Raw genomic sequence first — 26,412 nt, 5'->3', positions numbered from 1 at the left:
ACGTCAGGCCGCCGTCAGCCCGTCCGGAACCACCGGCAGGCGTACGGCCCGAGCAGGACCGACGCCCGCCCCTCGTCGTCGAGCCGGAGCGGCTTCGCCGCCGGGTCCAGCACGTCGGCCGGCTCGGCACCGGGCAGGCCGGTCAGCACCGGTTCGGCGCGGACCTCCGCGTCCGAGAAGTTGTGCAGGGCCACGACCGTGGTGCCGTCGGCGTCGCAGCGGTGCGCGAACACCGGGCGCGCCTCCGGCCCGGGATCGAGCACGGTGTAGGTGCCCCAGGCCAGCTCGGGGCAGGCGCGGTAGCTGTCGACGAGCAGCCGCATCCAGGACAGCAGCGACCCCGGGTCCCGCGTCTGCTCCCGGGCCGCGGCCCAGTCCATGTCGGAGCGCACGGCGAACCGGCCGGGCAGGCTCAGGTCCTCGACCATGCCGATCTCCTCGCCGTAGTACAGCACCGGGGTGCCGGGCAGGGAGAACAGCAGGCTGTAGACCATCCGGATCCGGCGCTCGTCGCCGCCGAGCATGGAGGGCAGCCGCCGCCGCAGCCCGCGGCCGTAGAGCTGCATGTCCTCGTCCGGGCCGAACGCGGCGAAGACCTCCGCGCGCTGGGCGTCCGTGAGCTTGTCGAGGGTGAGCTCGTCGTGGTTGCGCACGAACGTCGCCCACTGCCCGTCCTCGGGCGGGTCCGGCCGTTGCCGCAGCGCGTTCGCCAGCGGCTCGGCGTCGGCGCGGGCCAGGGACAGGTACATCTGCTGCATGCCGACGAAGTCGAAGCACATCGTCAGCTCGTCGGTGGTTCCCCCGCCGTCCCGGGCGCCGAAGAAGGGCATGGTGTCCGGGTACGGGAGGTTCACCTCGCCCAGCAGGACCGCCTCGCCGTTGCGCCGGCGCAGGAACGCGGCGAGGTCGGCGAGGTAGTCGTGCGGGTCGGGCAGGGCACCGGCGTCGTCCTGGCCGGCGGTCTCCAGCAGGAACGGCACCGCGTCGACGCGGAACCCGGACAGCCCCACCTGCATCCAGAAGCCCATGATCCGCGCGATCTCGTCGCGGACCTCGGGGTTCGCGACGTCGAGATCCGGCTGGTGCTTGTAGAAGCGGTGCAGGTAGTACTTCCCCGCCTGCTCGTCGTACTGCCAGACCGAGGTCTCCTGGTCGGGGAACACCACCCCCTGCGGGCCGTCGGCCGGCGGCTCGTCCTGCCAGACGTACCAGTCGCGGTACGGGGAGTCCGGCGAGCTCCGCGCGTCCTGGAACCAGGGGTGCTGCGCGGAGGTGTGGTTGACGACGAGGTCGGCGATCACCCGCATGCCGCGGTCGTTCGCCGTGCGGATCAGCTCCACGAGGTCGCCGTGCGTCCCGAGCCGCGGGTCGACGCCGTAGAAGTCGACGATGTCGTAGCCGTCGTCGCGGTCCGGGGTCGGGTAGAAGGGCATCAGCCACAGGCACGTGACGCCGAGCCGGTCCAGGTGGTCGATGTTCTGGATCAGTCCGCGGAAGTCCCCGCAGCCGTCGCCGTCCCCGTCGGCGAAGGTCTCGACGTCCAGGCAGTAGACGACGGCGTTCTTCCACCACAGGTCCGAGGTCCGGGTCAGCTTCACGCCGCACTCCTCAGCTGGGGCAGGACCTTGTCGCCGAACGCGTCGAGGAACGCCGCCTGCTCCTGTCCGACGTGGTGGATCGCGATCTCGTCGAAGCCCAGGTCGGCGAACTCCGCGAGCAGCGCGGCGTGCCGCGCGAGGTCGCCGGACACCTGCACGGACTGCCGGACCTGCTCGATCGGCACGTGCGCGGACACGGCGTCGAAGGTCTCCGCGGTGTCGATGTCCCAGCAGGCCGGCGGCGGGAAGACGTTGCTGCGCCACTGGTCGAGCGCGATCGCCTCGGCCGTCTCCTCCTCCGGCGCCCAGCTGACGTGCACCTGCAGGTGCAGCCGGCCGCGCCCGCCGGCCTCCCGGTAGGCGTCGATCATCTCGCGCAGGTGCGGGACGGGGGCGTTCACGGTGATCAGGCCGTCCGCCCACTCCGCGCACCAGCGGGCGGTCGCCACGCTCACCGCGGCCCCGACGAGCGGGGGCGGCTCGGGCGGACGGGTCCACACCCGCGCCCGGTCGACGCGGACGAGCCCGTCGTGGCTGACCTCCTCGCCGCGCAGCAGCGCCCGGATGACGTCGACGCACTCCCGCAGCCGTGCGTTGCGGACCTCCTTGCGGGGCCAGTCGTCGCCGGTGATGTGCTCGTTGCTCGCCTCGCCCGTGCCCAGGGCGGCCCAGAACCGTCCCGGGAACATCGCCCCGAGCGTGCCGATGGCCTGCGCGATGATCGCCGGGTGGTAGCGCTGCCCGGGGGCGTTGACCACGCCGAACGGCAGCGACGTCGCCTGCATCGCCGCCCCCAGCCACGTCCAGGCGAACGCGGACTGGCCCTGCCGTTCGCTCCACGGGGAGAAGTGGTCCGACGACATCGCGGCGTCGAACCCGACCTGCTCCGCGCGGACGACGGCGTCCAGGAGTGCGGTCGGGGCGATCTGCTCGTGCGACGCGTGCCAGCCGAAAACGGTCATTCCTGCCAGTACCCGGCACGGTTCCGGCCGACACCCAGGACTCCCGCGGACCTCGGCCGCTGGTCGCCGCGTCCCGGGCCCGTCATCCTGGTCACGTGGCCTACCGCTTCCTCGCCGACGCGGTGATGCTGGTCCACTTCGCGTTCCTGACCTTCGTCGCGCTCGGCGGGTTCCTCGCCTGGCGCTGGCCCCGGGCCCTCGTGCTGCACGCGGTCGCGGTCGGATGGGGCCTGGTCAGCGTGCTCGCCCATGTCGAGTGCCCGTTGACGGCGTGGGAGGACCGGTTCCGGCGGCTCGCCGGGGAGCAGGGGCTGGCCCGGGGCTTCATCGACACCTACCTGACCGGCGTGATCTACCCGCGCGAGTACCTGCTGGCCATCCAGCTCGCGATCGGCTGCCTCGTCGTCGTGTCGTGGGTGGGGTTCGCGGTGCGCCGGCGCCGGACGGTGCATCGCTGACGCCGCACGTCGATCAGGCGCGCGCCCCGGCGTCGTGCCATCCTGTCGCCCGGGGCGGGACGACCTGTCGCCCGGGCGGGTCGACCGGAGCCGGGAGCACGCATGAACCTCGAGAAGGTCGTGTTCGGCTTCTTCGTGCTGCTCGCCGCGACCCTCAACTTCGGCTTCTTCATCGGCGACATCTCGAACCCGGCGCTGCACAACATCTACGAGCTGTTCGCCGCCATCGTCGTCAGCCTCATCGCGACCGTGCTGAAGTTCGGCGACCGCACCCAGATCGGCGCGGTCCACCTCGCCACCAGCCTGGTCGCCGACCTGCAGCTCGTGACGGCGGCACTGGCCTGGACCTACTCGGCCCACATCGCCGACACCGGCCTGACCCCGGCGGCGATGGCCAGCGTCGTGTCGCTCTCCGGCGGCGCGCTGTTCGCCAACGTGGTCTCGGTGGTGCTGCTCGTGGTCGAGACCGTGTCGTACCACCGCCGGTAGGCGCGCATGGGCAACCCGCTGCTCTCCTTCTGGATGCGGCTGCTGGGGCAGGACGAGGAGCCGGGCCCCCGCGGGCCGTCCCGGCGGCTGCGCCGGCGGATCCCGATGGCGTCCGCCGTCGAGGCCGAGGCCACGATCTTCCTGATCCTGCGCCGCATGCGCGCCCCGTTGATCGTGCTGATCACGATCTTCGCGGTGAGCGTGCTCGGCCTGACCCTCGTCCCCGGCCAGGACGCGACCGGCGCGCCCTACCGGATGAGCTTCTTCGATGCCTTCTACTTCATGAGCTACACGGCGTCGACGATCGGCTTCGGCGAGCTGCCGAACACCTTCACCCCCGCCCAACGGCTGTGGGTCACCGCGACGATCTACCTCACCGTCATCGGCTGGGCCTACGCGGTCGGCACGCTGCTGGCGCTCCTGCAGGACCGCGCGTTCCGCCGGGCGCTCGCCCTGCAGCACTTCACCCGCAAGGTCAAGCGGCTGCGCGAGCCCTTCCTGCTGATCGTCGGGCACGGGCGCACCGGGGAGCTGCTGTGCCGCGCGTTCGACGCGCTCGGCAAGCGGGTCGTCGTGATCGACGTCGCCGAGGACCGCATCGACGCCCTCGAGCTCGGCTCGTACCACGGGGACGTCCCCGGGCTCGTCGCCGACGCCCGCGACCCGGGGCACCTCGGCGTGGCCGGGCTGCGCAACCTGCGGTGCGAGGCCGTCGTCGCCCTGACCAACGACGACGAGGCCAACCTCGCCGTCGCGATGACCGCCGCGCTGCTGCGGCCGGACCTTCCGGTGGTCGCACGCACCGTCTCCCCCGCGATCGCCGAGCGCATGCAGGCCTTCGGCAGCCCGACGGTCGTCAACCCCTTCAACCGCTTCGGCGACCACCTGCGGATCGCCATGCGCTCGCCCGCGTCCTACCAGCTCATGACGTGGTTGGAGAGCGGCCCGGGCGCCGAGCTGCCCAGACGGGGGCGGCCGCCCGGCGCGGGGCACTGGGTGGTGTGCGGCTACGGCCGCTTCGGGCGCGAGGTCACCGCCGACCTGCGCGCGGAGGGCCTCGACGTGACCGTCGTCGACCCGCGCCCGGATCCGGCGCCGGCCGACGGGGTCGCGACCGTCGAGGGCTCCGGCGTGGATCCCGCGGTCCTGGTGCGGGCCGGCGTCGCCGACGCCGTGGGGTTCGTCGCCGGCACGGACAACGACACCACCAACCTCTCGATGGTCTCCGACGCCCGCCGGCTGAACCGCTCGATCTTCGTGGCCGCCCGGCAGAACCGTGCCGCGAGCGCACCGCTGTTCGCCGCCATGGAGATCAACTCGCTGCTCGTGCCGGCGGAGGTCGTGGCGCACGAGGTGTTCGCGCAGCTCAGCACCCCGCTGCTCTGGCGCTTCCTGCAGGGTGTGCCGCAGCAGGGCGACGCCTGGGCGGCGGACCTGATCCGGCGCGTGACCTCGGACTGCGGGCGGCGGATGCCGGCCCTGTGGAAGATCCGGCTCAACCGCAGCGAGACGCCGACCCTGCTCGGGTGGCTCGATACCGGCGAGGCACGGCTCGGCGACGTCCTGCGCGACCCGGAGCGCCGCGAGAACCGGCTCGGCATCACCGTGCTGATGGTCCTGCGGCGGGATGCGGACGGCACGGAGGAGTGCGTGATGGCGCCGGACGACGGGTTCGTCCTGGCCCCGGACGACGAGCTGCTCCTGCTCGGCGCCACCCCCGCCCGCCGCGGCCTCGACGTCACGCTCATGGTCGACGCCGCCCGCGAGTACGTGCAGACCGGGCGGCGGGTGCCGGCGGGGTGGGTCTGGCGCAAGCTCACCCGGGCGGGCCGGGACTGACGCCGACCCCGCACCGTGGCCTTGGTCCCTTCCCGTGGTGCGGCGGGTGTCGCAGGGTGCGGGCCGTGGTGACGAGGTTGCGGCTCGACGAGCTGATGTCCGCGTGGGTCAGCGGGCCGGACACCCCGATGCAGATCGGGCTGCTGGGTGTGTTCGACGCCGGACCGTTCCGGCGGGCCGACGGCCTCGTCGACCTCGCCCGGGTCCGCGCCGAACTCGCGCAGCGCGCCACCCGGGTCGCGGGGCTGCGCAAGCGGGTGGTGTGGACCCGGCTCGGCGAGGGCCGGGCCTTCTGGGCCGAGGACCCGGCCTTCGTCCCGCCGGCTCACGTCGAGGTGACGACCCTGCCGACGGGCACGGACCTGCCGAGCTGGGCGGCGACCCGGTCGGCGACGCCCCTGCCCCCGGACCGCCCCCTGTGGCGCGCCGACGTCGTCGGCGGGCTGCCCGGGGAACGGTTCGCGGTGCTCCTGGTGGTGTCGCACGTCCTGGCGGACGGGGCCGCCGGCATCGCGCTGCTCGGCTCGCTGCTCGATCAGCAGCCCGAGGCGGCGACTCCGGTCGTTCCGCCGACGACCCCGCCACCGCTGCCGTCGCACCGGCAGCTCCTACGGGCAAGGCTGCACGAGATCGCCGCCGCGGCGCGCCGGCGCTGCCGGCGGGGGGTTCGACGCCCACGCGGGGGCAGGCGAGGGCTGACCCAGGTGCGGGCGGCGCTCGCGGAGTTCGCCGGGCCGGAACCGGTCACCTCGCTCCCCCGGCACATCGGGCCGGGCCGCAGGCTGGGGGTCGTTCCCGTCCCGCTGCCGGAGCTGCTGCGGACCGGGCACGCGCTCGGGGTCACGGTGAACGACCTGCTACTCGCCGCCGTCGCCACGGGCCTGCGGGAGTACCTGACCGCCCGCGGCGAGGACGTCCCGGGGCTGGTGCTACGCGCGACCGTGCCCGCGACGACCGGGCATGCGGACCGCCAGGTGGGCAGCATGCTCGTCGTCGGCCTGCCGGTGGGCGAGCCGGACGCGGCGCGGCGGCTCGCCCTGATCCACGAGATCACGACCCGGGACAAGGCCCGGCTGCAGGCCGCCGGCACGGACGTCGCGGATCTCCGCCTGCCCGCTCCGCTCGCGCGCCCGTTCCTGCGCCGGGCGCGGCGGTTCGGCAGCCGGCGGCTCACCCTCGCCGTGACCGACGTGACCGGGCCCTCGACGCCACTGTGGCTGGCGGGCGCCAGGTTGGTGGCCGCGGCACCGATCGCGCCCATGAGTGCGGGCGTGCCGCTCTCCGTCGCGGCGCTGTCCTATGCGGACGAGTTGCTGGTGACGATCGACGCCGACGCCGCCCTCACCGACCTCGACGTGCTGACCGAGGGAACGGCCCGCGGCTTCACCGACCTGCGGGAGCGGGCGGGGCTCGCCACCGAGCCGGCCCCGGCCCGGGCCTGGTGATCGCGCCGGGCTTCCCGGGCCGGCGTGCGGCCGGCCCGGGACCCCGGCGTCGGGCTCACGGTCGGGCGAGGTCGAAGCGGTCCAGGTTCATGACCTTGTCCCACGCCGCCACGAAGTCCTCCACGAACCTCTCCCTCGCGTCCTCGCAGGAGTAGAACTCGGCGAGGGCGCGGAGCTGGGAGTTCGCGCCGAGGACGAGGTCGACCGCGGTGGCGGTCCACCTGACCTCACCGGTGGCGCGGTCCCGGCCCTCGTAGACGTTCTCCGTCGACTCGGAGGTCCGCCATTCCGTGCCCATGTCGAGCAGGTTGACGAAGAAGTCGTTGGTCAACGTCCCGGGCCGGTCGGTGAGGACGCCGTGCGGGGCGTGCCCGTGGTTGGCGTCGAGGGCCCGCATGCCGCCGATCAGCACCGTCATCTCGGGGGCCGTGAGGTTCAGCATGTACGCCCGGTCCACCACCCGCTGCTCCGGCGGCACCTTCTCCCCGGCGCGCAGGAAGTTGCGGAAACCGTCCGCGTCCGGTTCGAGCACGACGAACGCGTCCACGTCGGTCTGCTCCTGCGTGGCGTCGGCGCGCCCCGGCGTGAACGGGACCGTGACCTCGTGCCCGCCGTCGCGCGCCGCCTTCTCGACGGCCGCGCAGCCGCCCAGGACGATCAGGTCGGCGAGCGAGATCTTCTTCCCGCCGGACTGCGAGTCGTTGAAGTCCTGCTGGACCCGCTCGAGGGTCTCCAGGACCGTCGTCAGCTCGGTCGGCTCGTTGACGTCCCAGGTGCGCTGCGGCTCGAGCCGGATCCGCGCCCCGTTCGCCCCGCCCCGCTTGTCCGTGCCGCGGAAGGAGGCCGCCGACGCCCACGCGGTCGAGACCAGCTGGGCGACGGACAGTCCGGAGTCGAGGATCGTGCCCTTGAGGGCCGCGACGTCCTCGTCGGTGACCAGCTCGTGGTCGACCGCGGGGACGGGGTCCTGCCACAGCTGCGGCTCCGGAACCCACGGGCCGAGGTAGCGCGCGATCGGGCCCATGTCGCGGTGCAGCAGCTTGTACCAGGCCTTGGCGAATGCGTCGGCGAGCTCGTCGGGGTTCTCGTGGAACCGCTTCGAGATCGGCCCGTAGATCGGGTCGAGCCTCAGCGCGAGGTCCGACGTCAGCATCATCGGCGCGTGCCGCCTCGACGGGTCGTGGGCGTCGGGCACGGTGTCCTGGGCCTCGGGGTTCTTGGGGGTCCACTGCTTCGCGCCGGCCGGGCTCTCGGTGAGCTCCCAGTCGTAGCGGTACAGGTTGTCCAGGTACCCGTTGTCCCAGCGCGTGGGCTCGTTGGTCCAGGCGCCCTCCAGCCCGCTGGTGAGCGTGTCGGCGCCCTTGCCGCTGCCGCAGGTGTTCCGCCAGCCCAGGCCCTGCTGCTCGAGGGGGGCGCCCTCGGGTTCCGGCCCGAGGCAGTCGGGGCTGACGGCGCCGTGGCACTTCCCGACGGTGTGGCCACCGATGATGAGGGCGACCGTCTCCTCGTCGTTCATGGCCATGCGCTTGAAGGTCTCGCGGATGTCCCGGGCGGAGGCCAACGGATCCGGGTTGCCGTTGGGCCCCTCCGGGTTCACGTAGATCAGGCCCATCTGCACAGCGCCCAGTGGACCGGAGAGCTCCCGTTCGCCGCTGTAGCGCTCGTCGCCGAGCCAGGTGTCCTCCGGTCCCCAGAAGATCTCCTCGGGCTCCCAGATGTCCTCGCGGCCGAAGCCGAAGCCGAAGGTCGTGAAGCCCATCGACTCGTAGGCGCAGTTGCCCGCGAAGATGATCAGGTCGGCCCACGAGATCTTCCGCCCGTACTTCTGCTTGACGGGCAGGAGCAGCCGGCGCGCCTTGTCGAGGCTGACGTTGTCGGGCCAGCTGTTGAGGGGCGCGAAGCGCTGGGCACCACTGCCGCCGCCGCCACGGCCGTCGGCGATGCGGTACGTGCCCGCGGCGTGCCAGCTCATCCGGATGAAGAGACCGCCGTAGTGGCCGTAGTCGGCGGGCCACCAGTCCTGCGAGCTCGTCATCAGCTCCATGACGTCGCGCTTGAGCGCGTCGACGTCGAGGGACGCGAACTCCTTCGCGTAGTCGAAGGTCCCGCCCATGGGATCGGCCTGGGGCGCGTGCTTGCGCAGAACCGAGAGGTCGGGCTGGTTCGGCCACCAGTCCCGGTTCGTGAACGGTCGGTGCGCCGCCGGGGTCGGGGAGGGGATCGCCGGGTTCTCGCTCTCGCTGACGCTCTCAGTCACGTCGGTCCTTCTTCCTGTCTCGCTGTCGTCCTTTCAGCCGAGATCGCCGCATACCGCGGTGAGGATCGGGCCCGGAGCAGCGAGCGTCGTCGTGCACCGCGGCGGGCACCGCCCATCCCGGGCGTGTGCTCGAGGTCCGACGTCGTCGGCACGCCGGCAAGTCTGGTCCCGTTCCTTGAACCACTCAACGCACAGGTGAAGGTCGGTCAGGTCGAGTTCGGCCTCCGCTCCTCGGTGTCCTCGGTGTCCTCCTGCTCCTCCTCGGGGGTCTCCGAGCCCACGAGGCCGGCGACGTCCTCCTCCTCCTCGTCGTCCTGGGCCTCGGGCTCGGACCGCTTCGAGGCGGCGAACTGCTCCAGCCGGCGAACGAGCCCTTCGAGGGCCTGGAGCGCCGTGTGGAGAGCCATCAGGGCGAGCCGCTTGATCAGCTGCAACAGGATCGCGGCCCTGGCCACCAGGAAGCTGAAGCTCGCTCCCAGGACGGGCTTGACCACAGAGCCCACGGTCCCGACGACGCCCTTCAGCGTGCCGGCCGCCGTCGACGCCACCCCACCGACTGCACTCTCACCGGTCTTCGCCACGCCCGACGCGACGTCGCCGCCCGCCTTGGCCACACCGGACGCAGCGGCCCCGCCGGTGGAGGCTGCAGTACGGCCCGTGCTGCCGACGGCCTGCGCAGCACCGGACGCCGCGGCCCGTCCCGTCTGGGTGACGGTCCGCGCGGTGCGTCCGGCACCCGGCGCGGCCGCCTGACCCGCGGTGCCCGCCGTCCGACCGGCTCGACCCGCGGCCCGGCCCACCGTCCGTCCCGCCTGCCCGGCCGCGGCCCGGCCGGCGCCCGTCACGCGCCGGACACCACCGGTGACGTTCTTGGCCGGCGCCTTCGTCCCTCCGTCCGGCGCGCTCATCCCGGGCGCACGACGCCGAATCTTCCGCGTGGCGTCGGATGCGTCCTGCTCACCTGCGCGGGCATCTCCGCGCTTCTCCTGGGGCTGGTCGGATTCCGTCATCGGTCCGCTCCTCTGCTCGGCTCGCAGTGCTACCACTTCTCGGGGGGCGGCTACCCGAATCCGAGGTATGACCAGGCAATTTGCGCTGAATGGACGCGCCCCCAGGCCCGCGTCCCGCATCGGCCGAAGGGCCAGATGCGTGCTACGAGTCCAAGCGTCCCCCGAGCAGCCGCACGGCCTCGGCGACCAGGGCGGGGCGGCGGGCGGCGCCCGTCTTCGCCAACAGCCGTTCGACGTGCTTCTCCACGGTTCGCACGGACAGCACGAGCCGCGCCGCGATCTCCCGGTTGTCCAGGCCCTCGGCGACCAGCGCGAGAACCTCGCTCTCCCTCGAGGTCAGACCCTTCTCGCGCAGAACCGCGGGAACGACGGTGGTGGTCCGCCGCGGCACGGCCACCCCGGCCCTCCGCAGCTGACCGCGCAGCAGCGCGGCCCAGCGCTCCCGGCCCCGCGCCTCGACCTGGGGGAGATCGGCGGCGAGCCACCGCGCGGCCTCGCCCCAGCCGTCGGCGAGCGCGGCCCCGGCCACCAGCCGTCGGGCCTGCAGGCGGTACCAGCCGATGTCCACGGGCTGCTGCAGGACCTCCTCGGCCTCGTCGAACGCGGTGAGGGCGCCGACCCGGTCGCCGCGGCGGCCTCGGGCCACGGCCTCCGCGAACCGCGCCATACCGCGGTTCCAGCGGTTGGTGAGCGGATCGGGCGGCTCGGGGACGGCGGTCCGTCCGGCGTCGCACGCCACGGCGGTCACCAGCCAGAGTCCGACCGCGGGTGAGCCGGTGACCTCGTCCGGTCTGCGAGCGAACTGCTCCATCGCCTCCTCGAGCTGGGCGTGGGCGGCGGCGTCGTCGCCCCGGTCGAGGGCCCACATCGCCCGCACCTGAGCGACCTCCCCGTGCAGGTGCGTGTCGTCCGGGGCGACGGCCCGCGCCTCGGCGAGCTGCGGCCAGGCCTGCTCACCGTCGAAGGCGCGCGACGCGGCGTCGAGGACGAGGGCTTTCGGCAGCGTCGCGAGGTGCAGGCGGCGGGAGGCGGTGATGCAGCGGGCCGCCGCGGCGATCGCCTCCTCCGTCTCCCACCGGGTGTTGCGGATGGCGGCCTCCTGGAGATCGACCACCGCGACCCCGGCGAGGTCGCCGAGCGCGGCCACCCGCGCCCGGGCCTCGGCGAGCAGGTCGACGCGCAGAGTCTCCTGCACCCCGGCTATGGCCCGCTCGTAGGCCGCACGCGCCGCCGCGTGCGCCAACCCGTGCTGCTCGGCGAGAGTCTGGGCGCGCAACGCCAGTGCCTCGGCCTCGTCGAGGTCGGAGCGGCGGGCGAGGCGGCTCAGCAACAGGAGGGCCTCGACCCGCACGTCGACCGGGCCGCGCTCGTGTGCCGCGGCCGCCAGGAGAGCGGCGTCGTCCGGGCGGGCGTCCTCCAGCGCGACGGTCGCGCGCACCACCATCGCCCGCAGCCCGTCGGCGCCGTCGGCAGGAACCTGCCGAAGCTCCGCCTCGGCGGCGGCCCAGCGGCCGGCGCGGACGTGGACGCGGGCGAGCCGGACACGGGCCGCGGACGCGTGCGGCGCCGCGTCGAGCAGGCGACGGCTGATCGCCGCGGCCTCCTCGGTCTTGCCCGCGGACGTCAGGACCTCGGCGAGGAGCTCGTCGACGGCGGTGGCGTCGTCGGACACCTCACGGGCCCGGCGGAGGGTCGTCTCGGCGGATTGCAGGGCGCCGCGGGCGAGGTTGCGCCGACCCGCCTCGAGCAGCACCTCGGCCGCCGCGGCCCGGTCTCCCGCGGTCAGGGCGAGGTCGGCGGCGACGTCGCACCACGGCCCGTCGAGTTCGGGCTGCCGGTGCCGGACGGCGGCGAGTGCCCTCGCGGCCCAGGCCGCGCGCTCGGGCGGGAGGAGGTCGGCGAGGACCGCGTCGCGGACGAGGGCGTGGCGGAACCGGAACTCGTCCTGCTCCCCGGGGTCGATCATTCCCGACCGGATGATCCCGCGGAGGACGGTGAGCGCCGCGGTCTCGTCGAGGCCGACGATGTCCGTCAGGACGCGCCAGTCGAACCGCTCGCCGAGCACGGCGGCGGCCTGGAGGGCCGCGCGGCCGTCGTCGGGGAACGCGGCGAGCCGCGTCCGGACGGACTCGGCCACCGACCGGGGGACGCCGCCGGGCTCGGCGCCGAGCAGCTCCTCGACCAGGAGCGGGAGACCGGCGCTACGACGGTGCAGCGCGTGCCGGTCCGCTGTGTCGACCGGGGTGTCGATTCCGCACGCGTCGATCATGGCGTCGATCTCGGGTGCGGTGAGCGGTGCGAGCATGCGGACGGTGCAGGCGCCGCGCCGGGCCAGGGTGTCGGCCAGCCGGACCACGGCGTCGGGCTCGTCGCGGGCGGTGAGGAGCAGGGCGACGCGCTCGGTGTTGTCGGCGAGGAACTCGACCACGGACAGCGTCTCGGGGTCGGCCCAGTGCAGGTCCTCGAGGACGAGCAGCAGCCCGTCGGGCGCGAGGTCCTGGAGGAGGCGGAGGACGGCTTCGGCGAGGACGAGTACGGAACCTTCCGGCTGGTCGTCGACACGCCAGCGGCGGACGAGCCGACCGAGCTCGGGCCGGGCGTCGATCCCCGGATGCCGACGCAGCCCGGCGAGCAGGGCTTCGGCGATCGGCCGGAACGCCGTCGCGCCCCCGTTCGGTACCGCCCGTCCGGTCAGCGCGGGGATGCCCCACGCCTCCGCCGCCACGGCCGCCTCCCGCGCGAGACGCGACTTGCCGATCCCGGCGGGGCCGAGGAGCGCCGTCGTCGAGCCCCGTCCGAGCCGGGTGGCGGCCAACGCGGACCGCACCGCGGCCAGCTCCACCGCCCGTCCGACCACGACGGGGCAGCGCGGCGCGGGCACCCACCGGACAGTAGGCGACCGCACGGACGTACGTGCAGCGTTTGCGCAAGATACGTACGCACCCCGATGTCGGTGGGCGCGGGACGCGTCAGGGTCGAGGTCATGACGATCCCCAGCACTCGCCCGTACCACCTCGCCGCCGGTGAGGGCCCTGCCCTGTGGCACCTCGGCGCCCTGCTGACCTTCAAGGCGACCAGCGACATCACCAACGAGCGCCTCTGGGTGCAGGAGGCCTACGGCGCCCGCGGCTACGCCAGCCCGCTGCACCGCCACACCCGCGAGGACGAGGCCTTCTACGTGCTCGACGGCCGCCTCGCCGTCTCCGTCGGCGACCAGGTGATCACTGCCGAGACCGGCAGCTTCGTCTGGGCCCCGCGAGATCTCGCCCACGCCTTCTGCGTGGAGTCCGACGAGGCCCGCTTCCTCGCCTTCTCCACCGGCGGCCGAATGGACCACTTCTTCTTCGCGACCGGCGAGCCCGCGCCGTCAGCAACCCTGCCCCCGCCGCCGGACGGCCCCCCGGACGTCGAAGCACTAGTCCGGGCGATGACGGAGTACGGGCTGGAGATGGTCGGCCCGCCGCCGCTGCCGCGGGGATGAGGGTGTGGCCCTGGCCGGAGGGGTGCCAGGGCCTCACGAACGCTGCGGCAGCGCCGCGAGGTCGTCCGGACGCACCTGCTCGACGGGTCGGCAGGGTGCAGCGACCCGACCCAACAGGTCAGGGCGATGGACGACGTTGCGGCCTGATGCTTCGCCCGACCACCACGGCGGATGGAGCTCGACCAGCGCGTCGCCGTCCCGCTCGGCCATCGATCGGGGATCCGGTCGCGACTCACCCGGGCCGTGCTCGCACCCGGACTCCGTGCACTCCCCGGCCTCGTGCTCACCGGTCGGCGCGGCCAACCCGGAGCAACGCGGTCCGGGTGATCGCCGCCGACTCCCGGTCGACCAGCCCCGCGCCTCGAACCTCTCACCGCGGGGTAGGAACCGCAGCTGCGTCCGCGTGAGGTCGTTGTGTCGGGGCCGCGGCCCGTCCGAGCTGCATTGATGCGGCGAGCGGGCGACTCGCGGGGACGACTGGCGTACTTCTCACGAGCCCGTCCGTCTCGAAAGCAGTGGTGCCGCACAACGGCAGGCGTGGGCTTCGGCGCCACCGACAGAGGGATGCACGACGGCCGACGTCTTCCGGAAGTTGGAGTCGGGTTGGAGCCGGCGGGTGGACGGTGCTCGCGACGGGCCCGTGAGGCGGCCCGCGCTCGGGAGGGAGTGCCATGTCCGACGGCTTCGCTTCGCTCGACCAGGCCCTCGCCGGCCGGGTCCATCGGCCGGCACGTCCGGCTTCGACGCGGCCTGTGCCGGCTTCGACCTGGCCGCGATCCCGACCCCGGACGTCGCCGTCTCCGTGACCTCCGAGTCCGACGTGACGGCCGCGGTGCGCTTCGCGGCGGACCACGGGCTCCCCGTCGCGGTCCGGGCGACCGGGCACGGGCCCATCCCCGGCGTCGACCACGGGCTGCTGATCGACACACGCGCCCTGTCGACGGTCAGCGTGGATGGGTCACGCTCCACGGCGACGATCGGGGCCGGCGCGACCTGGGCGCCCGTGCTGGCGGCGTGCGCACCGCTGGGGCTGGCGCCCCCGTGCGGATCCGCGCCCGACGTCGGCGCCGTCTCCTACACCCTCGGCGGCGGCCTCGGCCCGTTCGGCCGCAGCCACGGCTGGGCCGCCGACCGGGTCCGCCGGCTCGGACTGGTCACCGCCGCCGGTTCGCTCCGCGAGGTCACACCCGAGTCGGATCCCGAGCTGTTCTGGGCCTGCCGGGGCGGCGGCGGCAACTTCGGGGTCGTGACGGAGCTGGAGATCGACCTCGTGCCCGCCGGGAGTCTCTACGGCGGTGGGCTGTTCCTGCCCGGCGAGGCCGCGGCCGAGATCCTCGCCGCCTTCGGCCGGTGCACGGCCGAGGCCCCCGACGAGCTCACCCTCTCGGTCGCCTTCGTGACCTTCCCCGACGTCGACCCGGTCCCGCCGGAGGTCCGCGGCCGGTTCGTCGGGCACGTCCGCGTCGCCTACCTCGGGCCGTTGAGCGAGGCGGAGGACCTGATCAAGCCGCTCCGCGCGGTGGCGACGCCCCTGCTGGACACCGTGCGGCCCCTGGCCGTGACCGAGATCGGCACGATCCACGCCGACCCGGTCCTGCCCCAGCCCGTCGCGTGCGGCGGCGCCATCCTGCCCCGCTGGGACGACGCCGCGATCGCCGTCCTCGTCGACGAGGTCAGTGTGTCGAAGCCGCACATGCTGGAGCTGCGACACCTGGGCGGCGCCCTCGCCCGTCCCCCCGCCGTGTCGAACGCGGTCGGTCACCGCGACGCCTACTACAACCTCTTCACCTCGGCCTACCCCGGCCAGACGTTCGCCGACGCCGTCGGCCTCCAGACCGCGCTGTACGAGCGGCTCCTGCCCTGGACCGGCGGCCGGGCGCTCTACAACTTCGCCGCCTCCCCGGGCGGCCGTCCGGTCGACGCCCGGACCGCCTTCGACGAGCCGACGTACTCACGGCTCCGGAGCGTCAAGACGGCGTGGGACCCGGACAACCTCTTCCGCTTCTGCATCGACATCCCGCCCCTCGCGCCCGCTCGTTCTGTGTCGCTCCGGGAGCGGCTGCAGGAGATGTTCACGCGCATGGTCGAGGCGAAGGACGCCGCCCTCGTCGACACCTACTACGACCCGGAGTTCGTCCTCACCACGAACGGCCAGACCCAGGACCTCGAGGCCTTCCGCGCCGGCCACGAGCGCGTCTACCCCACCCCGATCACCTACCGGGTCGAGTACGACGACTCCTGGGTCGAGTCCGGCCCCCGCCTCGCCGCCCGGGTCTGGATCACCACCCAGCGGCCGGGCGAGGAGGCGCACCGCATCGAGGTGGTGCTGGTCGCCGAGTACCGGGACGGCCGCCTCCTCCGCGTCCACGAACTCACCTGGCCGGACTGGTCGCAGCGGGGGGCGTTCGAGAGGTATGGGTCAGATGGTTCGCAGACGGCGGACGAGCCGGAGTGAGCGGCCGCGAGAGCCTGCTGTCGATTCCGAACTCGACCTTCGTCGAGACGCGGGCAGAAGTAGCAGAGCGAGCCATGCTCCACTCACGGAAGGAGAGCTCTGACCTTCTCGGGGTCCGGGCCTCCTGGTTCGATCACCACGATCGCGTCGTCGAAGCCCGCCTCCGCGTACCGGTTCAGTTGTTCGCCGACCGGGCCCAGGTCGGCCGGGCTCGAGAGTGGGATGGCGCAGACGATGGCTCGTCCGCCATCTGCCGCTCGGAAGCGCCCGAGAGCCTCGAAGATCTGGTCAGGAGTGCGGCGGTAGGCGGAGCCCAGCCAGCCGTCGAAGTGCTGGGCGGCCTTCTCGACGTTGACGCCCCAGGAGCCCAGGAGGAAGGGCGGCGGGGCGGGCAGCAGTTCGCGCAGTCGGGCCACGTTGTGGTCGAACGTGCGGAAGCGGCTTCGGAAGTCCCGGTCGAGCAGCAGGTAGTCGGTCTCGGTCGAACCGGGGCTGAGGCCCATGACCAGCCTGTCCCCGCACACCAGCTGCAGCGACCGGATGCGGTGGGCGAGGTCGGCGGGGTGGTGGAGCGGGACCTGAACCGTGGCCGTCCCCAACTCCACCCCACCCACGACAGAAGCAGCCGCCGCCAACGCGACCAACGGGTCGGGGACGAAGCCGGAACGCCCGATGATCTGCGGCATCCACAGGCTCTCGAAGCCCGCGTCCACCAGCCGTCGGGCCCAGGAGGCGACGTCGTACGACGGACCCGAACCGAAGTGAGCCAGATAGGCGCCGAGCTTCACAACCGGGAGGCGGCGAACCGCGCGTACCAGCGCAACGCGTCGGGGTCGTCGACCGAGGCGATGTTCGCGGCCTTCTCCAGCGGCCTGCCCGACAGCAGTTTCTTGATCGGGACCTCGAGCCGCTTGCCGCTCAGGGTGTGCGGCACGGCGGGCGCCTCCAGGATCTCGTCCGGGACGTGGCGCGGCGTCAGGCGGGTCCGCAGCGTCTGCACGATCTTCTGCCTGAGCGAGTCGTCCAGCGCGTGTCCCGACGCCGGGACGACGAACAGGCCCAGCCAGTAGCCGTCGTCGGGCCGGTCGACCCCGACCACCAGGGTCTCGCTGATCTCCGGCATGGTCTCGAGCACGTCGTAGAAGTCGCTGCTGCCCAACCGGACGCCCTGCCTGTTCAGGGTCGAGTCGGAGCGGCCGTGGATGGCGAGGCTGCCGTCGGCGGAGAACGTGACCCAGTCCCCGTGTCGCCACACGCCGGGCCAGGTCTCGAAGTACGACTCCGTGTACCGCTCCGCGCCCGGGTCGTTCCACAGGTGCACCGGCATCGACGGCAGAGGCTGGGTGACGACGAGGTCCCCCACCGAGTCGACGACCGGCTCGCCGTCCTCGTCCCAGGCCGCGCAGTCGACGCCGGCGAGCCGGCCGCCGATGCGCCCCACCCGGACCGGGGCGTACTCGTTGGCGCCGACGAACGCGCCGGAGATGTCGGTGCCGCCGCTGGTCGAGTCGATCCGCACGTCCGGGCCGATGTGCTCCATGATCCAGTGGTAGCCGGCCGAGGGCAGCGCCGAGCCGCTGACCATCACGTGCCGCAGCCGGCTCAGGTCGTGCTCCTGCCGGGGCGAGACCCCGGTGTTCGCCGTGGCGGTGACCACGGCGGCGCCCAGCAGCAGCACGTCCGCCCGGGTGCGGGCCGCGACCTCGAAGACCGCGCCCGCGGGGTGGCCGGGGCTGCCCTCGTACAGCACGATGCTCGCGCCCTGGGTGAGCACGCCCAGCTGCATGTTCCACAGCGCCCAGCCGGTCGAGGTGAAGGCGAACATGCGCTCGGCGGCGCCCGTCTCGCGCGGAGCGGGGCGCAGCCCGCAGTACAACCCGGACCACATCAGACCCTGCAGCGTCATCCCGCCGTGGCCGTGGACCAGGCCCTTGGGCAGCCCGGTGGTGCCGGAGGTGAACAGCACCCACAGCGGGTGGGAGAACTCGACCTGCTCGAACTCGAGCGGCGTGTCCTCGGCGAGAACCGACTCCCACGGAACCGCATCCGAAGGAGCAGGCCGGTCGAACACGTACGGCACGTGGACGAAGTGCCGCACCGTCGGCAGCTTCTCGCGCAGCGTGGCGACGACGTCGGCGCGGTCGATCTCCTTGCCGTTCCAGTGGTAGCCGTCCGCGGCGATGAGCACGGTGGGCTCGAGCTGTGCGAGGCGACCGATGGTGCCCTCGGCGCCGAAGTCCGGGGAGCAGCACGACCACACGGCGCCGACCGCGGCGGTGGCGAGGAGGCCGATCACCGCGTGCTCGGTGTTCGGCAGGTACGCGCAGACACGGTCACCCGGGCGCACGCCCGCCCGGCGCAGCCAGCCGGCCGCCGCCGCGACCGACCGGCGCAACGCGCCCCACGTGATCTCCCGCGCGGGTGCGCCACCCTCCCGGACACACACCACCGCCACCGAGGAGTCGGCCCCGCGGCGCAACGCGTGCTGCGCCCAGTTCAGCCGCGCCCCGGTGAACCATCGGGTGTGGGGCATCGGGTCGGCGGTGCGCACCTGCGTCCACGGCGCGGAGAACTCGACCCCGTAGTAGTCGACGACGGACAGCCAGAAACGGTCGATGTCCTCCACCGACCAGGCCCACAGGGCGTCGTGGTCCGCGAACGGCCGCCCCTCGCGCTCCTCCAGCCAGTTCAGGTACTCGCGCAGCGCGGAGCCCTCGATGCGGGCCTCCGTCGGGCTCCAGAGCGTGTCGGTCATCGGCACCGCCTCCCTGTGCGACGGGCCCGGTCGCGCGGGCCCGTCGCACATGCTCACACGAGGGACGCTCACACGAGGGACGCGGTCAGCCCACCGTCGAGGACGTAGTGGCTGCCGGTGATCCACGACGCCCGGTCGGACGCGAGGAAGGCGGCCACCTCGGCGATGTCCTCCGGGGTGCCGAGCCTGCCCTGCTTCATGGCCACGAGGTCGCCGAACGGGACCTGGGTCGCCGCCTCGAAGTCCGGGACGAGCCGCTCGACCATGGCGGTGTCGGCGAAGCCCGGGCAGACCGCGTTGACCCGCACGCCCGTCGGGCGCATCTCCACCGCGGCGACCCGCGTGAGCTGGATCAGCGCCGCCTTGGTCGCGCAGTAGGAGCCGAGCAGCGGGCTGCCGCCGATGCCGGCGATCGAGGCGATGTTGACGACGTTGCCCTTGGACTCGACCAGGTGCCCGATCGCCGCCTTCATCGCCACGAACGGGCCGCGCACGTTGACCGCGTAGATCTTGTCGAAGCTCTCCGTCGACTGCTGCAGCAGCGGCGACGAGACCTCGATCCCGGCGTTGTTGACCAGGACGTCGAGACCGCCGAGCAGGTCCACCGCCTGCTGCACCGCGCCCCGGACCTGGCTCTCGTCCGTGACGTCGCAGTTGGCGACGCCTGCGGCACCGATCTCGTCGGCCGTCTTCTCGGCCGCGTCGGCGTCGATGTCGCTGATCACGACCCGGGCACCGCGCTGCGTGAACAGCGTGGCGATCGCCTTGCCGATCCCGGCAGCGGACCCGGTGACGAAGACCCGCTTACCGTCAAGTTCGGGCATCTCTTTCCTCTCACGTCGTTGTGGGGGGTGCGGAACCGACCTCTCAGGAGGCCTCGACCTTCGGCATGATGTCGTTCTTGATCCGCTTGAGGTCGTCGAGGGTCTTGGACACGGGGACGTCCGCGAACGGCGGCCAGAACATCGGCATCGTCATCCCGGCCTCCTTGTACGCCTTGAGCTTGTCGGTGATCTGCCGCTCGCTGCCCGCCAGCAGGTTCGTGACCTTGCCCGCGGGGGAGTCGTCCAGGTCGACGTCCGTGATGACCGTCCAGATCATGCTGCTGATCTCGAGGTCGCCGATCTTGCGCTGGCTGCCGATCGCCCCGAGCTCGCGCTCGATGCCGCTGCGCCAGGTCGCGATGTCCTCGGGCGAGTCCTGGATCCCGATCCAGCCCTTGAGGTCGTACTTGCTGACGCGCTTGGCCGCCCGCGCCGGGTCCTTGAGGCCGGAGAAGAAGATCGGCAGCGGGTCCTGCAGCGGCTTGATCCCGAACCCGCAGCTGTCGAAGTCCGCGAACTCGCCGTGGTACTCGAACAGCTCGTTGTTCCAGACGCCCTGCATGACCTCGATCGTCTCGCGCACGTGCTTGTGCCGCTTCGGGAAGATGTGCGCGGCGCTCGCGGCCGCGAACTCCTCCGGCATCCACCCGGATCCGACGCCGACGTTGAGCCGACCGTTCGAGAGGTGGTCGATCGTGGCCATCTCCGCGGCCAGGACGCCGGGGGCGCGGAACGGCGTGTCGATGATGCTCATGCCGATCCGGACCTTCGAGGTCTTCGCCGCGAGCCACGGGATCAGCGGGTAGCCCTGGAACCACTGCCCGCGCGAGGACACCGGCAGCGCCTTGGGCAGACCGTCCATCATCCCGAAGGGGTACTGCAGCTCCTGTCGGTCCGACGCCTCCGGGACGACGATCCGGTCGAGCGTCCAGACGGAGTCGAAGTCGAGCTCCTCGGCGAGCGCGGTGAGGTCCTCCAGCTCCTTGACGGTCACCTTGTCGCGGAAGTTGGGCAGGTAGAGGGCGAGCTTCATCGGGTTCCGCCTCCTTGCGGTACTGAGGTGAGTGTCGTGCGGATCTCTGTCTTGAGGACCTTGCCGATGGTGGAGCGCGGGAGGTCCGGCCAGATCTCGATCTGTTTGGGCGCCTTGACGCTGCCGATCCGCTGCTTGACGAACGCGACCAGCTCGTCGACGTCGACCTCGGCCGCGGGCTGGAGCTGGATCACGGCGGTGACCCGCTCGCCCCACTTCTCGTCCGGCAGGCCGACCACCGCGCAGTCGCGGACGGCGTCGTGCGCCATCAGCGCCTGCTCGACCTCGGCGGAGTAGACGTTGAACCCGCCGGTGATGACCATGTCCTTGGCGCGGTCGACGATGTGGAGGAAGCCGTCCTCGTCGAGGAACCCGATGTCGCCGGTGTGGTGCCAACCGTGGGCGGACGCCTCGGCCGTGGCCTCGGGGTTCCGGTAGTAGCCGGCCATCACCAGCGAGCCCCGGACGCAGATCTCGCCCCGCTCCCCACGCGGCACGGGCCGACCCTCCTGGTCGAGGATCGCCACCGTGACCAGCGGCGACGGCCGGCCGGCGGACGACAGCCGGGCGGTGGCGATCGTCCCGTCCGGCAGGCGGTGCTCGGCCGGCGACATCGTCGAGATCATCATCGGGGCCTCGGACTGCCCGAAGAGCTGCGCCATCGGCCCGATGCGGTCGAGCGCCTCGGCCAGCCTGGCCACCGACATCGGCGCCGCGCCGTACCAGAAGCACTGCAGGGACGACAGGTCCGTGCGGTCGAGCGCCGCGTGGCCGAGAACCATGTAGATCAGCGTCGGCGGCAGGAAGGTGTGGGTGACCCGGTGCCGCTCGATCAGCTCCAGGAACCGTCCGACGTCCGGCTTCGCCATGATCACGACCTCGCCGCCGCGGGCGAGGATCGGGAAGCACAGCACGCCCGCGGCGTGGGTCAGCGGGGCCTGGGCCAGGTACACCGGGCGGCCCTCGAAGGGGTAGCTCATCAGCGTGATCGCCGACATCGCCTCGAGGTTGCGGTCGGTGAGCATGACCCCCTTGGGGCGCCCTGTGGTGCCACCGGTGCCGACCAGGGCGACCACGTCGTCGGGCTGCGCGGCCTCGGCGTCCGGGTCCTCGCGCGCGGCGTCGAGCCAGGGGTGGAAGGCCTGCGCGCTGCCGTCGCCGTCGCCGAGGCGGACGAGCGTGGTCAGCTTCGAGAGGTTCGGGGCGATCGCGGCGACCAGGTCGTCGAAGGCCGGCTGGAAGATCAACGTGGAGCAGTCGAACAGGTCGAGCAGCTCCGCGTTCTCCGCGGCCGCGTTGCGCGGGTTGATCGGGCACCACACCGCACCCGCCCGGGCGATGCCGAAGACGCACGAGAACGCGGTCGGGTCGTTGGCGGAGAGGATGCCGACCTTGTCGCCGGGCCGGACGCCCGAGCGCCGCAGTGCCCTCGCGACCGCACGGGAGAGCTCGACGACCTCGCCGTACGACAGCGACGCCCCGTCGAGGGTCAGGCAGGGCGCCTCGGGATCGAGGGAGGCGCCCTTGTCCAGATAGAAGGTCAGCGACATCGTCGTCCCTCGATCGTCGTCGGCATCGTTGCTGACAGGGACGACCGTGGCCCGATCTTGGACGGTTGTCAAGATTTTCTTGGACGAGTGGTCAGGAAATCCCCTCGATGGGTATCGTCACCTCATGCCCAGCTCCGCCGCGGTGCGGTTGCGGTCCCGCGTCGACAAGTTCGAGGACCGCCGACGCGAGCTCGCCGACGCGGCGCTGCTGACCCTGGCAGAACTCGGCTACGCGCGCACCAGCCTGCGCACGATCGCGGACAACACGACGTTCTCCCACGGGCTGCTGCACTACTACTTCGCCGACAAGATCGACCTGATCACCTACTGCGTGCAGCGCTACAAGGAGGCCTGCGTGCAGCGCTACGAGGGCTTCGTCGCCGAGGCGTCCACGCCCGCGGAGCTCGCCGCGGCCTGCGGGAACGGGCTGGCCGCCACGCTCGCCGACGCCCCGCTCATGCACCGGCTCTGGTACGACCTGCGCGCGCAGTCCCTGTACGAGGAGGCCTTCCGGGACGACGTCGCCGAGATCGACGGCCGCCTGCAGGACATGATCTGGCGCCTGGTCCGCGCGTACGCCCAGCTGTCGGGAGCCGAGCCCACCTGCTCCCCCTCCGCCGCCTACGCGATGTTCGACGGGCTGTTCCAGCAGGCCCTGCAGCGGCACCTCGGGGGCTCCGGGACGGCGCTCGACGAGCTCCGCGAGAACTGCCGGGACCTGCTGCCGCGACTGTTCGTCTGACGGCCCTGCGCGGCCCGGCGTACGGGCGAACAGCTTGTCCGTCGCCCGCTCCCGCGCCGGCTCGGGGTCTAGCCCGTCGACGGCGGCTCCAGCTGCCGCACCGACAGCAGCGGCACACCGAGATCACGGATCCTGGCCAGCGCGCCGTGCAACGCGGCCTGGTCCGCCAGTGGCCCGGTGAGCACGGTCTGCCCCGCCGGACCTTCGGTGGCCACCAGCCCGTCGAGCCACGCCGACCAGTCGGCGTCGAGCACGGCGCCCACTCGGATCTCGTACACCGGCCCCCTGTCGGCCCCGCTCATCCCGAGTCCGCCAACGCGGATCGCGGCGGGCGCCCGGGGCCCCGCTTGCGCGCGATCACCGCGCCGCGGTCGATGATCTCGCCGCCCCAGACCCCCCACGGCTCCCCCCGGCGCACCGCCCCGGCCAGGCACTCCGCGCGGACCGGGCAGGGCCGGCACAACCGCTTCGCCCGTTCCAGGTCGATGGGCGAGACGGCGAACCACAGGTCGGGATTCGCGTGCTGGCACGGCAGACCAATGCCGGCCCGTACCGGACCGGCCCGCCGGCGACGTCGGATGTCCACCGGGACGCTCCGTGGGGTGACGGTCGCTGACGTGGGCATCGCCCACCTCCTTCCGGACCCCGGCGACGGTAGGCGGACCGGCCGCCGCCGGGATCACGCGAAGGTGGGACGCACGGTGGCATTTCGCGAGCACCACCACCGCCCGGTCAGGACAGCAGCCCGAGAACGCGTGCCCGGGCGACCGCCTCCGTGCGGTTGGTGGCGGCGAGCTTGTCGAGCACGTGGGTGACGTGGCGTTTGACGGTGTCGACCGAGATCACCAACTCCTCGGCGATGGCACGGTTGGACCGGCCGTCGGCCAGCAGACAGAGGATCTCCTTCTCCCGGGCGGTGAGCGGCTCGACCAGACCGGGGGCGGCGACCGCGCCGCGCCGGGCGGCGGGCAGCAGCGAATGGCCGCTCCGGTCGAACGCCGCGCTCAGGGCGGACAGGAAGGTCTGCGGGACGGCCCGGCCGCCGTCGAGCCGCTCCAGCCGCCGGCCGACGAGCAGCTCGCGCAGCAGCGCGGCCGCGGCGGCGCCCTCGTCGACGAACACCTGCAGCTGACGGTGCGGCGCAGCCAGGGCGAGTGCCTCGACCATGAGCGTCGACGCCCCGGCCGGGTCGCCGAGCTCCGCGCAGGCCAGCGCCTGCAGGACGCGGATCTCGACGACGCTACCCGTGCGGTGCTGGGCTTCGGCCAGGCCGTGCCACGCAGCGAGCAGCCGGACGGCCTGCTGCGGCTGTCGGCGGACGAGGAAGCGGGCCAGGAGGAGGTACTCCGGCTCACGCGGGTAGTACGGCTCGTCGGCCGGGACGAGGCCACGGGTCCGCACCCAGTCCGCAACCTCGTCGATCCGTCCGTGGGCGAGCGCGATCCGGGCCGTCTGCACACCCACCGACGCGGCGATGGGCGCGGCGATACCTGACCCGGCCGCGAGCCTTCCCGCCTCGTCCAGTGCCTGGGTCGCCCGGTCGTACTCACCACGGGCCTGCCGGACCCGCGCCGCGGTGACCAGCGCGGTGACCTGCCAGCGGGGCCGGCCGAGCCGGTGGCACAGCTCGACGGCGTGCTCGGCCTGCTCGACCGCCGCGTCCAGCTCGCCGCGCAGGTAGGAGATCTGGGCCAGGCGCGCATGGGCGACGCCGGCGTCCGGCAGGTGTGTGCGGTCGGCCGGCCGGGCCCACGTGTCGAGGGCGCTGCGGTAGATCCGGAGGGCCTCGTCGAGGCGGCCCTGGACCACCCGCATCCAGCCGGTCAGGGAGAGCGTGCGGGCGGCGAAGAACGGGTCGGCGCGCGCGGCCCACGGGTGCACGGCGAGCTCGTCGAGGAGCGGTTCGGCGGCGTCGGCCGCACCCTCGAGCAGGAACCCGGCCGCCAGGTCGTAGCGGAGGAAGTACTCGAGGTAGCCGTCGGCGCGGTCGACGAGGGTGAGGCCCTCGCGGGCGTGCCGGACCGCTGCCCCGCCGCTGCCCGTCCGCAGGGCGAGCTCGGCGCGGACCAGCGCGACGACGGCGGGCACCGGACCCAGCCCGGGTCCGGGCTCCGCCCCCGTGTCGGGGCCGCCCTCCACATCGGCGAGGAGCGGTTCGACCTCCTCGGCGTGCCCGCTGACCAACGCCGCAAGAGCCTTCGTCACGCACAAGGGGGGACGCCGGCGCAGCAGCTCGTCCGGTAACGCGGCCGCCCACCGGTACAGGGTCGCCGCTTCCCGTCGTCGCAGCCGGGCCTGCGCGTGCTCGCCGACGATGTCGGCGGCCCGCTCGTGGTCACCGATCGCGAGGAGATGGTGCACCGCCTGATCGGCGAGCCGGTGACGGGCGTACCAGTCGCCGGCGGCGCGGTGCAGGACCTCGACGCGGCCGGGCTGCTCGCGAGCCAGCCGGGCGCGGAGCAGGTCGGCGAACAGGTGGTGATAGCGCCACCACCGGCGGACGTCGTCGAGCGGGTGGAGGAACAGGTTGGCCTGCTCGATCTGCTCGAGCAGCTGCTGGCTGTCGTCGCGCCCACGGACCGCGTCGCACAACGGCCCCGACAGCCGTTCCAGCACCGACGTCTCCAACAGGAACCCGCGCACGGCAGCCGGTTGGCCGTCGAGCACCTCCTCCGTCAGGTAGTCGAGCACGAACCGGTTGCTGCCGGAGAACTCGGCGACGAAACGCTCCACGTCCGCCCGGCGCGCCAGCGACAGCGCGGCGAGCTGGAGTCCCGCCGCCCAGCCCTCGGTACGGGCCGCGAGGGCCGCGGTCGCCTCGGGTGGCAACGAGCGGGCGGTGGCAGCGCCGAGCAGCGCTCCGGACTCCGCGATGGTGAACCGCAGGTCCTCGGCGCGCAGCTCGGCGAGCCGGCCGCGCGCCCGCATCCGTGCCAGCGGCAGCGGAGGATCGGCCCGGGTGGCTATCAACAGCCGCAGCGCGCCCGGAAGGTGCTGGAGCAGGTCGGTCAGAGAGGCGTGGACCACCGTCGAGTCGACGACGTGGTAGTCGTCCAGCACCAGCACGACCGTCTCGGCGCTCTCGGCGAGCTCGTTGACCAGAGCCGCCACGGCCGCGTGGTACGACGGCGTGGACAGCCCGCCCGAGCGCGCGGCGACGGCCTCGGCGATGCCCGGCCGCGCGACGTCCAGCGCGGCCGCGACGTGGCGCCAGAAGCGGACCGGGTCGTTGTCGGCGTCGTCCAGCGACAACCACGCAACCGGCGTCCCGCAGCGGGCGGCCCACTCGGAGATCGCGCTGGACTTGCCGAACCCGGCAGGCGCGGACACCACCACCAGGTCGCGGCGCACCGCATCCGCCAGGGACACGGACAGCCGGGGCCGGGCGACGAACCCTTCCCGCAAGGGAGGCGGTCGGAGCTTCGTGGCCAGCAACACGTCGCGGTCCGCGCCCGTGCCCACCGTGCCGACGCCACGGGCTCCGGTCACCGGGACTGCACCACCATGAGCGGTC

Annotated in this window: 21 protein-coding genes; 7 read left to right on the top strand and 14 right to left on the bottom strand. The window is 73.1% G+C overall.

Translation table 11 applies throughout. The features are described 5' to 3' along the window. Positions 1-14 precede the first annotated feature (14 nt). Both AB0B41_RS20465 and AB0B41_RS20460 read right to left on the bottom strand, forming a co-directional pair. Positions 15-1,598 carry an alpha-amylase family protein gene (locus AB0B41_RS20465; RefSeq protein WP_358205484.1) on the bottom strand — a complete coding sequence of 528 codons (1,584 nt, stop codon included), beginning with the start codon at positions 1,596-1,598 and terminating at the stop codon, positions 15-17. Continuing rightward, on the bottom strand, positions 1,595-2,560 hold the full coding sequence (locus AB0B41_RS20460) for a TIGR03885 family FMN-dependent LLM class oxidoreductase (RefSeq protein ID WP_358205482.1): 966 nt from the start codon (positions 2,558-2,560) through the stop codon (positions 1,595-1,597). The genes AB0B41_RS20465 and AB0B41_RS20460 overlap by 4 nt, the downstream gene beginning before the upstream one ends. Positions 2,561-2,655: 95 nt before the next feature. Between AB0B41_RS20460 and AB0B41_RS20455 the strand changes: the two genes are divergently transcribed. The 4 genes from AB0B41_RS20455 (at position 2,656) to AB0B41_RS20440 (ending at position 6,791) form a co-directional block, all read left to right on the top strand. Continuing rightward, a complete protein-coding gene (locus AB0B41_RS20455; protein WP_358205480.1) occupies positions 2,656-3,018 on the top strand; it encodes a DUF2784 domain-containing protein in 363 nt (120 codons plus the stop codon). Between the two features lie 102 nt (positions 3,019-3,120). Then, positions 3,121-3,507 carry a DUF6394 family protein gene (locus tag AB0B41_RS20450; protein ID WP_358205478.1) on the top strand — a complete coding sequence of 129 codons (387 nt, stop codon included), beginning with the start codon at positions 3,121-3,123 and terminating at the stop codon, positions 3,505-3,507. A gap of 6 nt (positions 3,508-3,513) precedes the next feature. Beyond that, on the top strand, positions 3,514-5,346 hold the full coding sequence (locus AB0B41_RS20445) for a potassium channel family protein (RefSeq protein WP_358205476.1): 1,833 nt from the start codon (positions 3,514-3,516) through the stop codon (positions 5,344-5,346). Between the two features lie 65 nt (positions 5,347-5,411). After that, positions 5,412-6,791: a wax ester/triacylglycerol synthase domain-containing protein gene (locus AB0B41_RS20440; RefSeq protein ID WP_358205474.1), complete on the top strand. Its 1,380-nt coding sequence runs from the start codon at positions 5,412-5,414 to the stop codon at positions 6,789-6,791. A 55-nt stretch (positions 6,792-6,846) separates the two neighbouring features. Here the strand turns inward: AB0B41_RS20440 and katG are convergent, their stop codons facing one another. The 3 genes from katG to AB0B41_RS20425 form a co-directional block, all read right to left on the bottom strand. Beyond that, complete coding sequence (katG, locus tag AB0B41_RS20435; protein WP_358205471.1) at positions 6,847-9,048, bottom strand: catalase/peroxidase HPI; 2,202 nt, start codon at positions 9,046-9,048, stop codon at positions 6,847-6,849. A 206-nt stretch (positions 9,049-9,254) separates the two neighbouring features. Next, on the bottom strand, positions 9,255-10,058 hold the full coding sequence (locus tag AB0B41_RS20430) for a hypothetical protein (RefSeq protein ID WP_358205469.1): 804 nt from the start codon (positions 10,056-10,058) through the stop codon (positions 9,255-9,257). Positions 10,059-10,200: 142 nt separating this feature from the next. Continuing rightward, a complete protein-coding gene (locus AB0B41_RS20425) occupies positions 10,201-12,939 on the bottom strand; it encodes an AAA family ATPase (RefSeq protein WP_358205466.1) in 2,739 nt (912 codons plus the stop codon). 102 nt (positions 12,940-13,041) lie between these two features. Here AB0B41_RS20425 and AB0B41_RS20420 point away from each other — a divergent pair, with 102 nt between their 5' ends. After that, positions 13,042-13,539 carry a quercetin 2,3-dioxygenase gene (locus AB0B41_RS20420; protein WP_358205464.1) on the top strand — a complete coding sequence of 166 codons (498 nt, stop codon included), beginning with the start codon at positions 13,042-13,044 and terminating at the stop codon, positions 13,537-13,539. Between the two features lie 33 nt (positions 13,540-13,572). Here the strand turns inward: AB0B41_RS20420 and AB0B41_RS20415 are convergent, their stop codons facing one another. Further along, positions 13,573-13,749, bottom strand: a complete 177-nt coding sequence (locus AB0B41_RS20415) for a hypothetical protein (protein ID WP_358205462.1) — start codon at positions 13,747-13,749, stop codon at positions 13,573-13,575. Between the two features lie 406 nt (positions 13,750-14,155). Between AB0B41_RS20415 and AB0B41_RS20410 the strand changes: the two genes are divergently transcribed. Beyond that, a complete protein-coding gene (locus tag AB0B41_RS20410; protein ID WP_358205459.1) occupies positions 14,156-15,994 on the top strand; it encodes an FAD-binding protein in 1,839 nt (612 codons plus the stop codon). Between the two features lie 83 nt (positions 15,995-16,077). Here the strand turns inward: AB0B41_RS20410 and AB0B41_RS20405 are convergent, their stop codons facing one another. The 5 genes from AB0B41_RS20405 to AB0B41_RS20385 all read right to left on the bottom strand — a co-directional run bounded on the left by AB0B41_RS20405 (position 16,078) and on the right by AB0B41_RS20385 (position 22,156). After that, positions 16,078-16,782 (bottom strand): LLM class flavin-dependent oxidoreductase, encoded by a 705-nt coding sequence (locus AB0B41_RS20405; protein ID WP_358205457.1) that lies wholly within the window; start codon positions 16,780-16,782, stop codon positions 16,078-16,080. After that, positions 16,779-18,749 (bottom strand): acetoacetate--CoA ligase, encoded by a 1,971-nt coding sequence (locus AB0B41_RS20400; protein ID WP_358205454.1) that lies wholly within the window; start codon positions 18,747-18,749, stop codon positions 16,779-16,781. The genes AB0B41_RS20405 and AB0B41_RS20400 overlap by 4 nt, the downstream gene beginning before the upstream one ends. A 68-nt stretch (positions 18,750-18,817) precedes the next feature. After that, the gene (locus tag AB0B41_RS20395) at positions 18,818-19,573 is read right to left on the bottom strand and encodes an SDR family oxidoreductase (protein ID WP_358205452.1); all 756 of its coding nucleotides are present in this window, start codon (positions 19,571-19,573) and stop codon (positions 18,818-18,820) included. Between the two features lie 43 nt (positions 19,574-19,616). After that, the gene (locus AB0B41_RS20390) at positions 19,617-20,606 is read right to left on the bottom strand and encodes an LLM class flavin-dependent oxidoreductase (RefSeq protein WP_358205451.1); all 990 of its coding nucleotides are present in this window, start codon (positions 20,604-20,606) and stop codon (positions 19,617-19,619) included. Then, complete coding sequence (locus AB0B41_RS20385) at positions 20,603-22,156, bottom strand: long-chain fatty acid--CoA ligase (RefSeq protein ID WP_358205449.1); 1,554 nt, start codon at positions 22,154-22,156, stop codon at positions 20,603-20,605. The genes AB0B41_RS20390 and AB0B41_RS20385 overlap by 4 nt, the downstream gene beginning before the upstream one ends. A gap of 124 nt (positions 22,157-22,280) precedes the next feature. On the opposite strand from AB0B41_RS20385, the gene AB0B41_RS20380 reads away from it, so the two are divergent. Next, positions 22,281-22,898: a TetR/AcrR family transcriptional regulator gene (locus AB0B41_RS20380; RefSeq protein WP_358205446.1), complete on the top strand. Its 618-nt coding sequence runs from the start codon at positions 22,281-22,283 to the stop codon at positions 22,896-22,898. Between the two features lie 68 nt (positions 22,899-22,966). Here AB0B41_RS20380 and AB0B41_RS20375 read toward each other — a convergent pair whose 3' ends face one another. From AB0B41_RS20375 to AB0B41_RS20365, 3 genes are all read right to left on the bottom strand, one after another. Further along, on the bottom strand, positions 22,967-23,200 hold the full coding sequence (locus AB0B41_RS20375; protein WP_358205444.1) for a hypothetical protein: 234 nt from the start codon (positions 23,198-23,200) through the stop codon (positions 22,967-22,969). Next, positions 23,197-23,523: a WhiB family transcriptional regulator gene (locus AB0B41_RS20370; RefSeq protein WP_358205442.1), complete on the bottom strand. Its 327-nt coding sequence runs from the start codon at positions 23,521-23,523 to the stop codon at positions 23,197-23,199. Before AB0B41_RS20370 ends, AB0B41_RS20375 begins: the two co-directional genes overlap by 4 nt. Positions 23,524-23,630: 107 nt before the next feature. After that, positions 23,631-26,387: a LuxR C-terminal-related transcriptional regulator gene (locus AB0B41_RS20365; protein ID WP_358205440.1), complete on the bottom strand. Its 2,757-nt coding sequence runs from the start codon at positions 26,385-26,387 to the stop codon at positions 23,631-23,633. Positions 26,388-26,412: the final 25 nt, after the last annotated feature.

It is taken from the genome of Pseudonocardia sp. NPDC049154 (genome assembly GCF_040648315.1).
In the GTDB taxonomy this organism is placed as follows: domain Bacteria; phylum Actinomycetota; class Actinomycetes; order Mycobacteriales; family Pseudonocardiaceae; genus Pseudonocardia.
The sequence above is the reverse complement of the archived record's forward strand: the minus strand, read 5'-3'. Positions and strand labels throughout refer to the sequence as shown.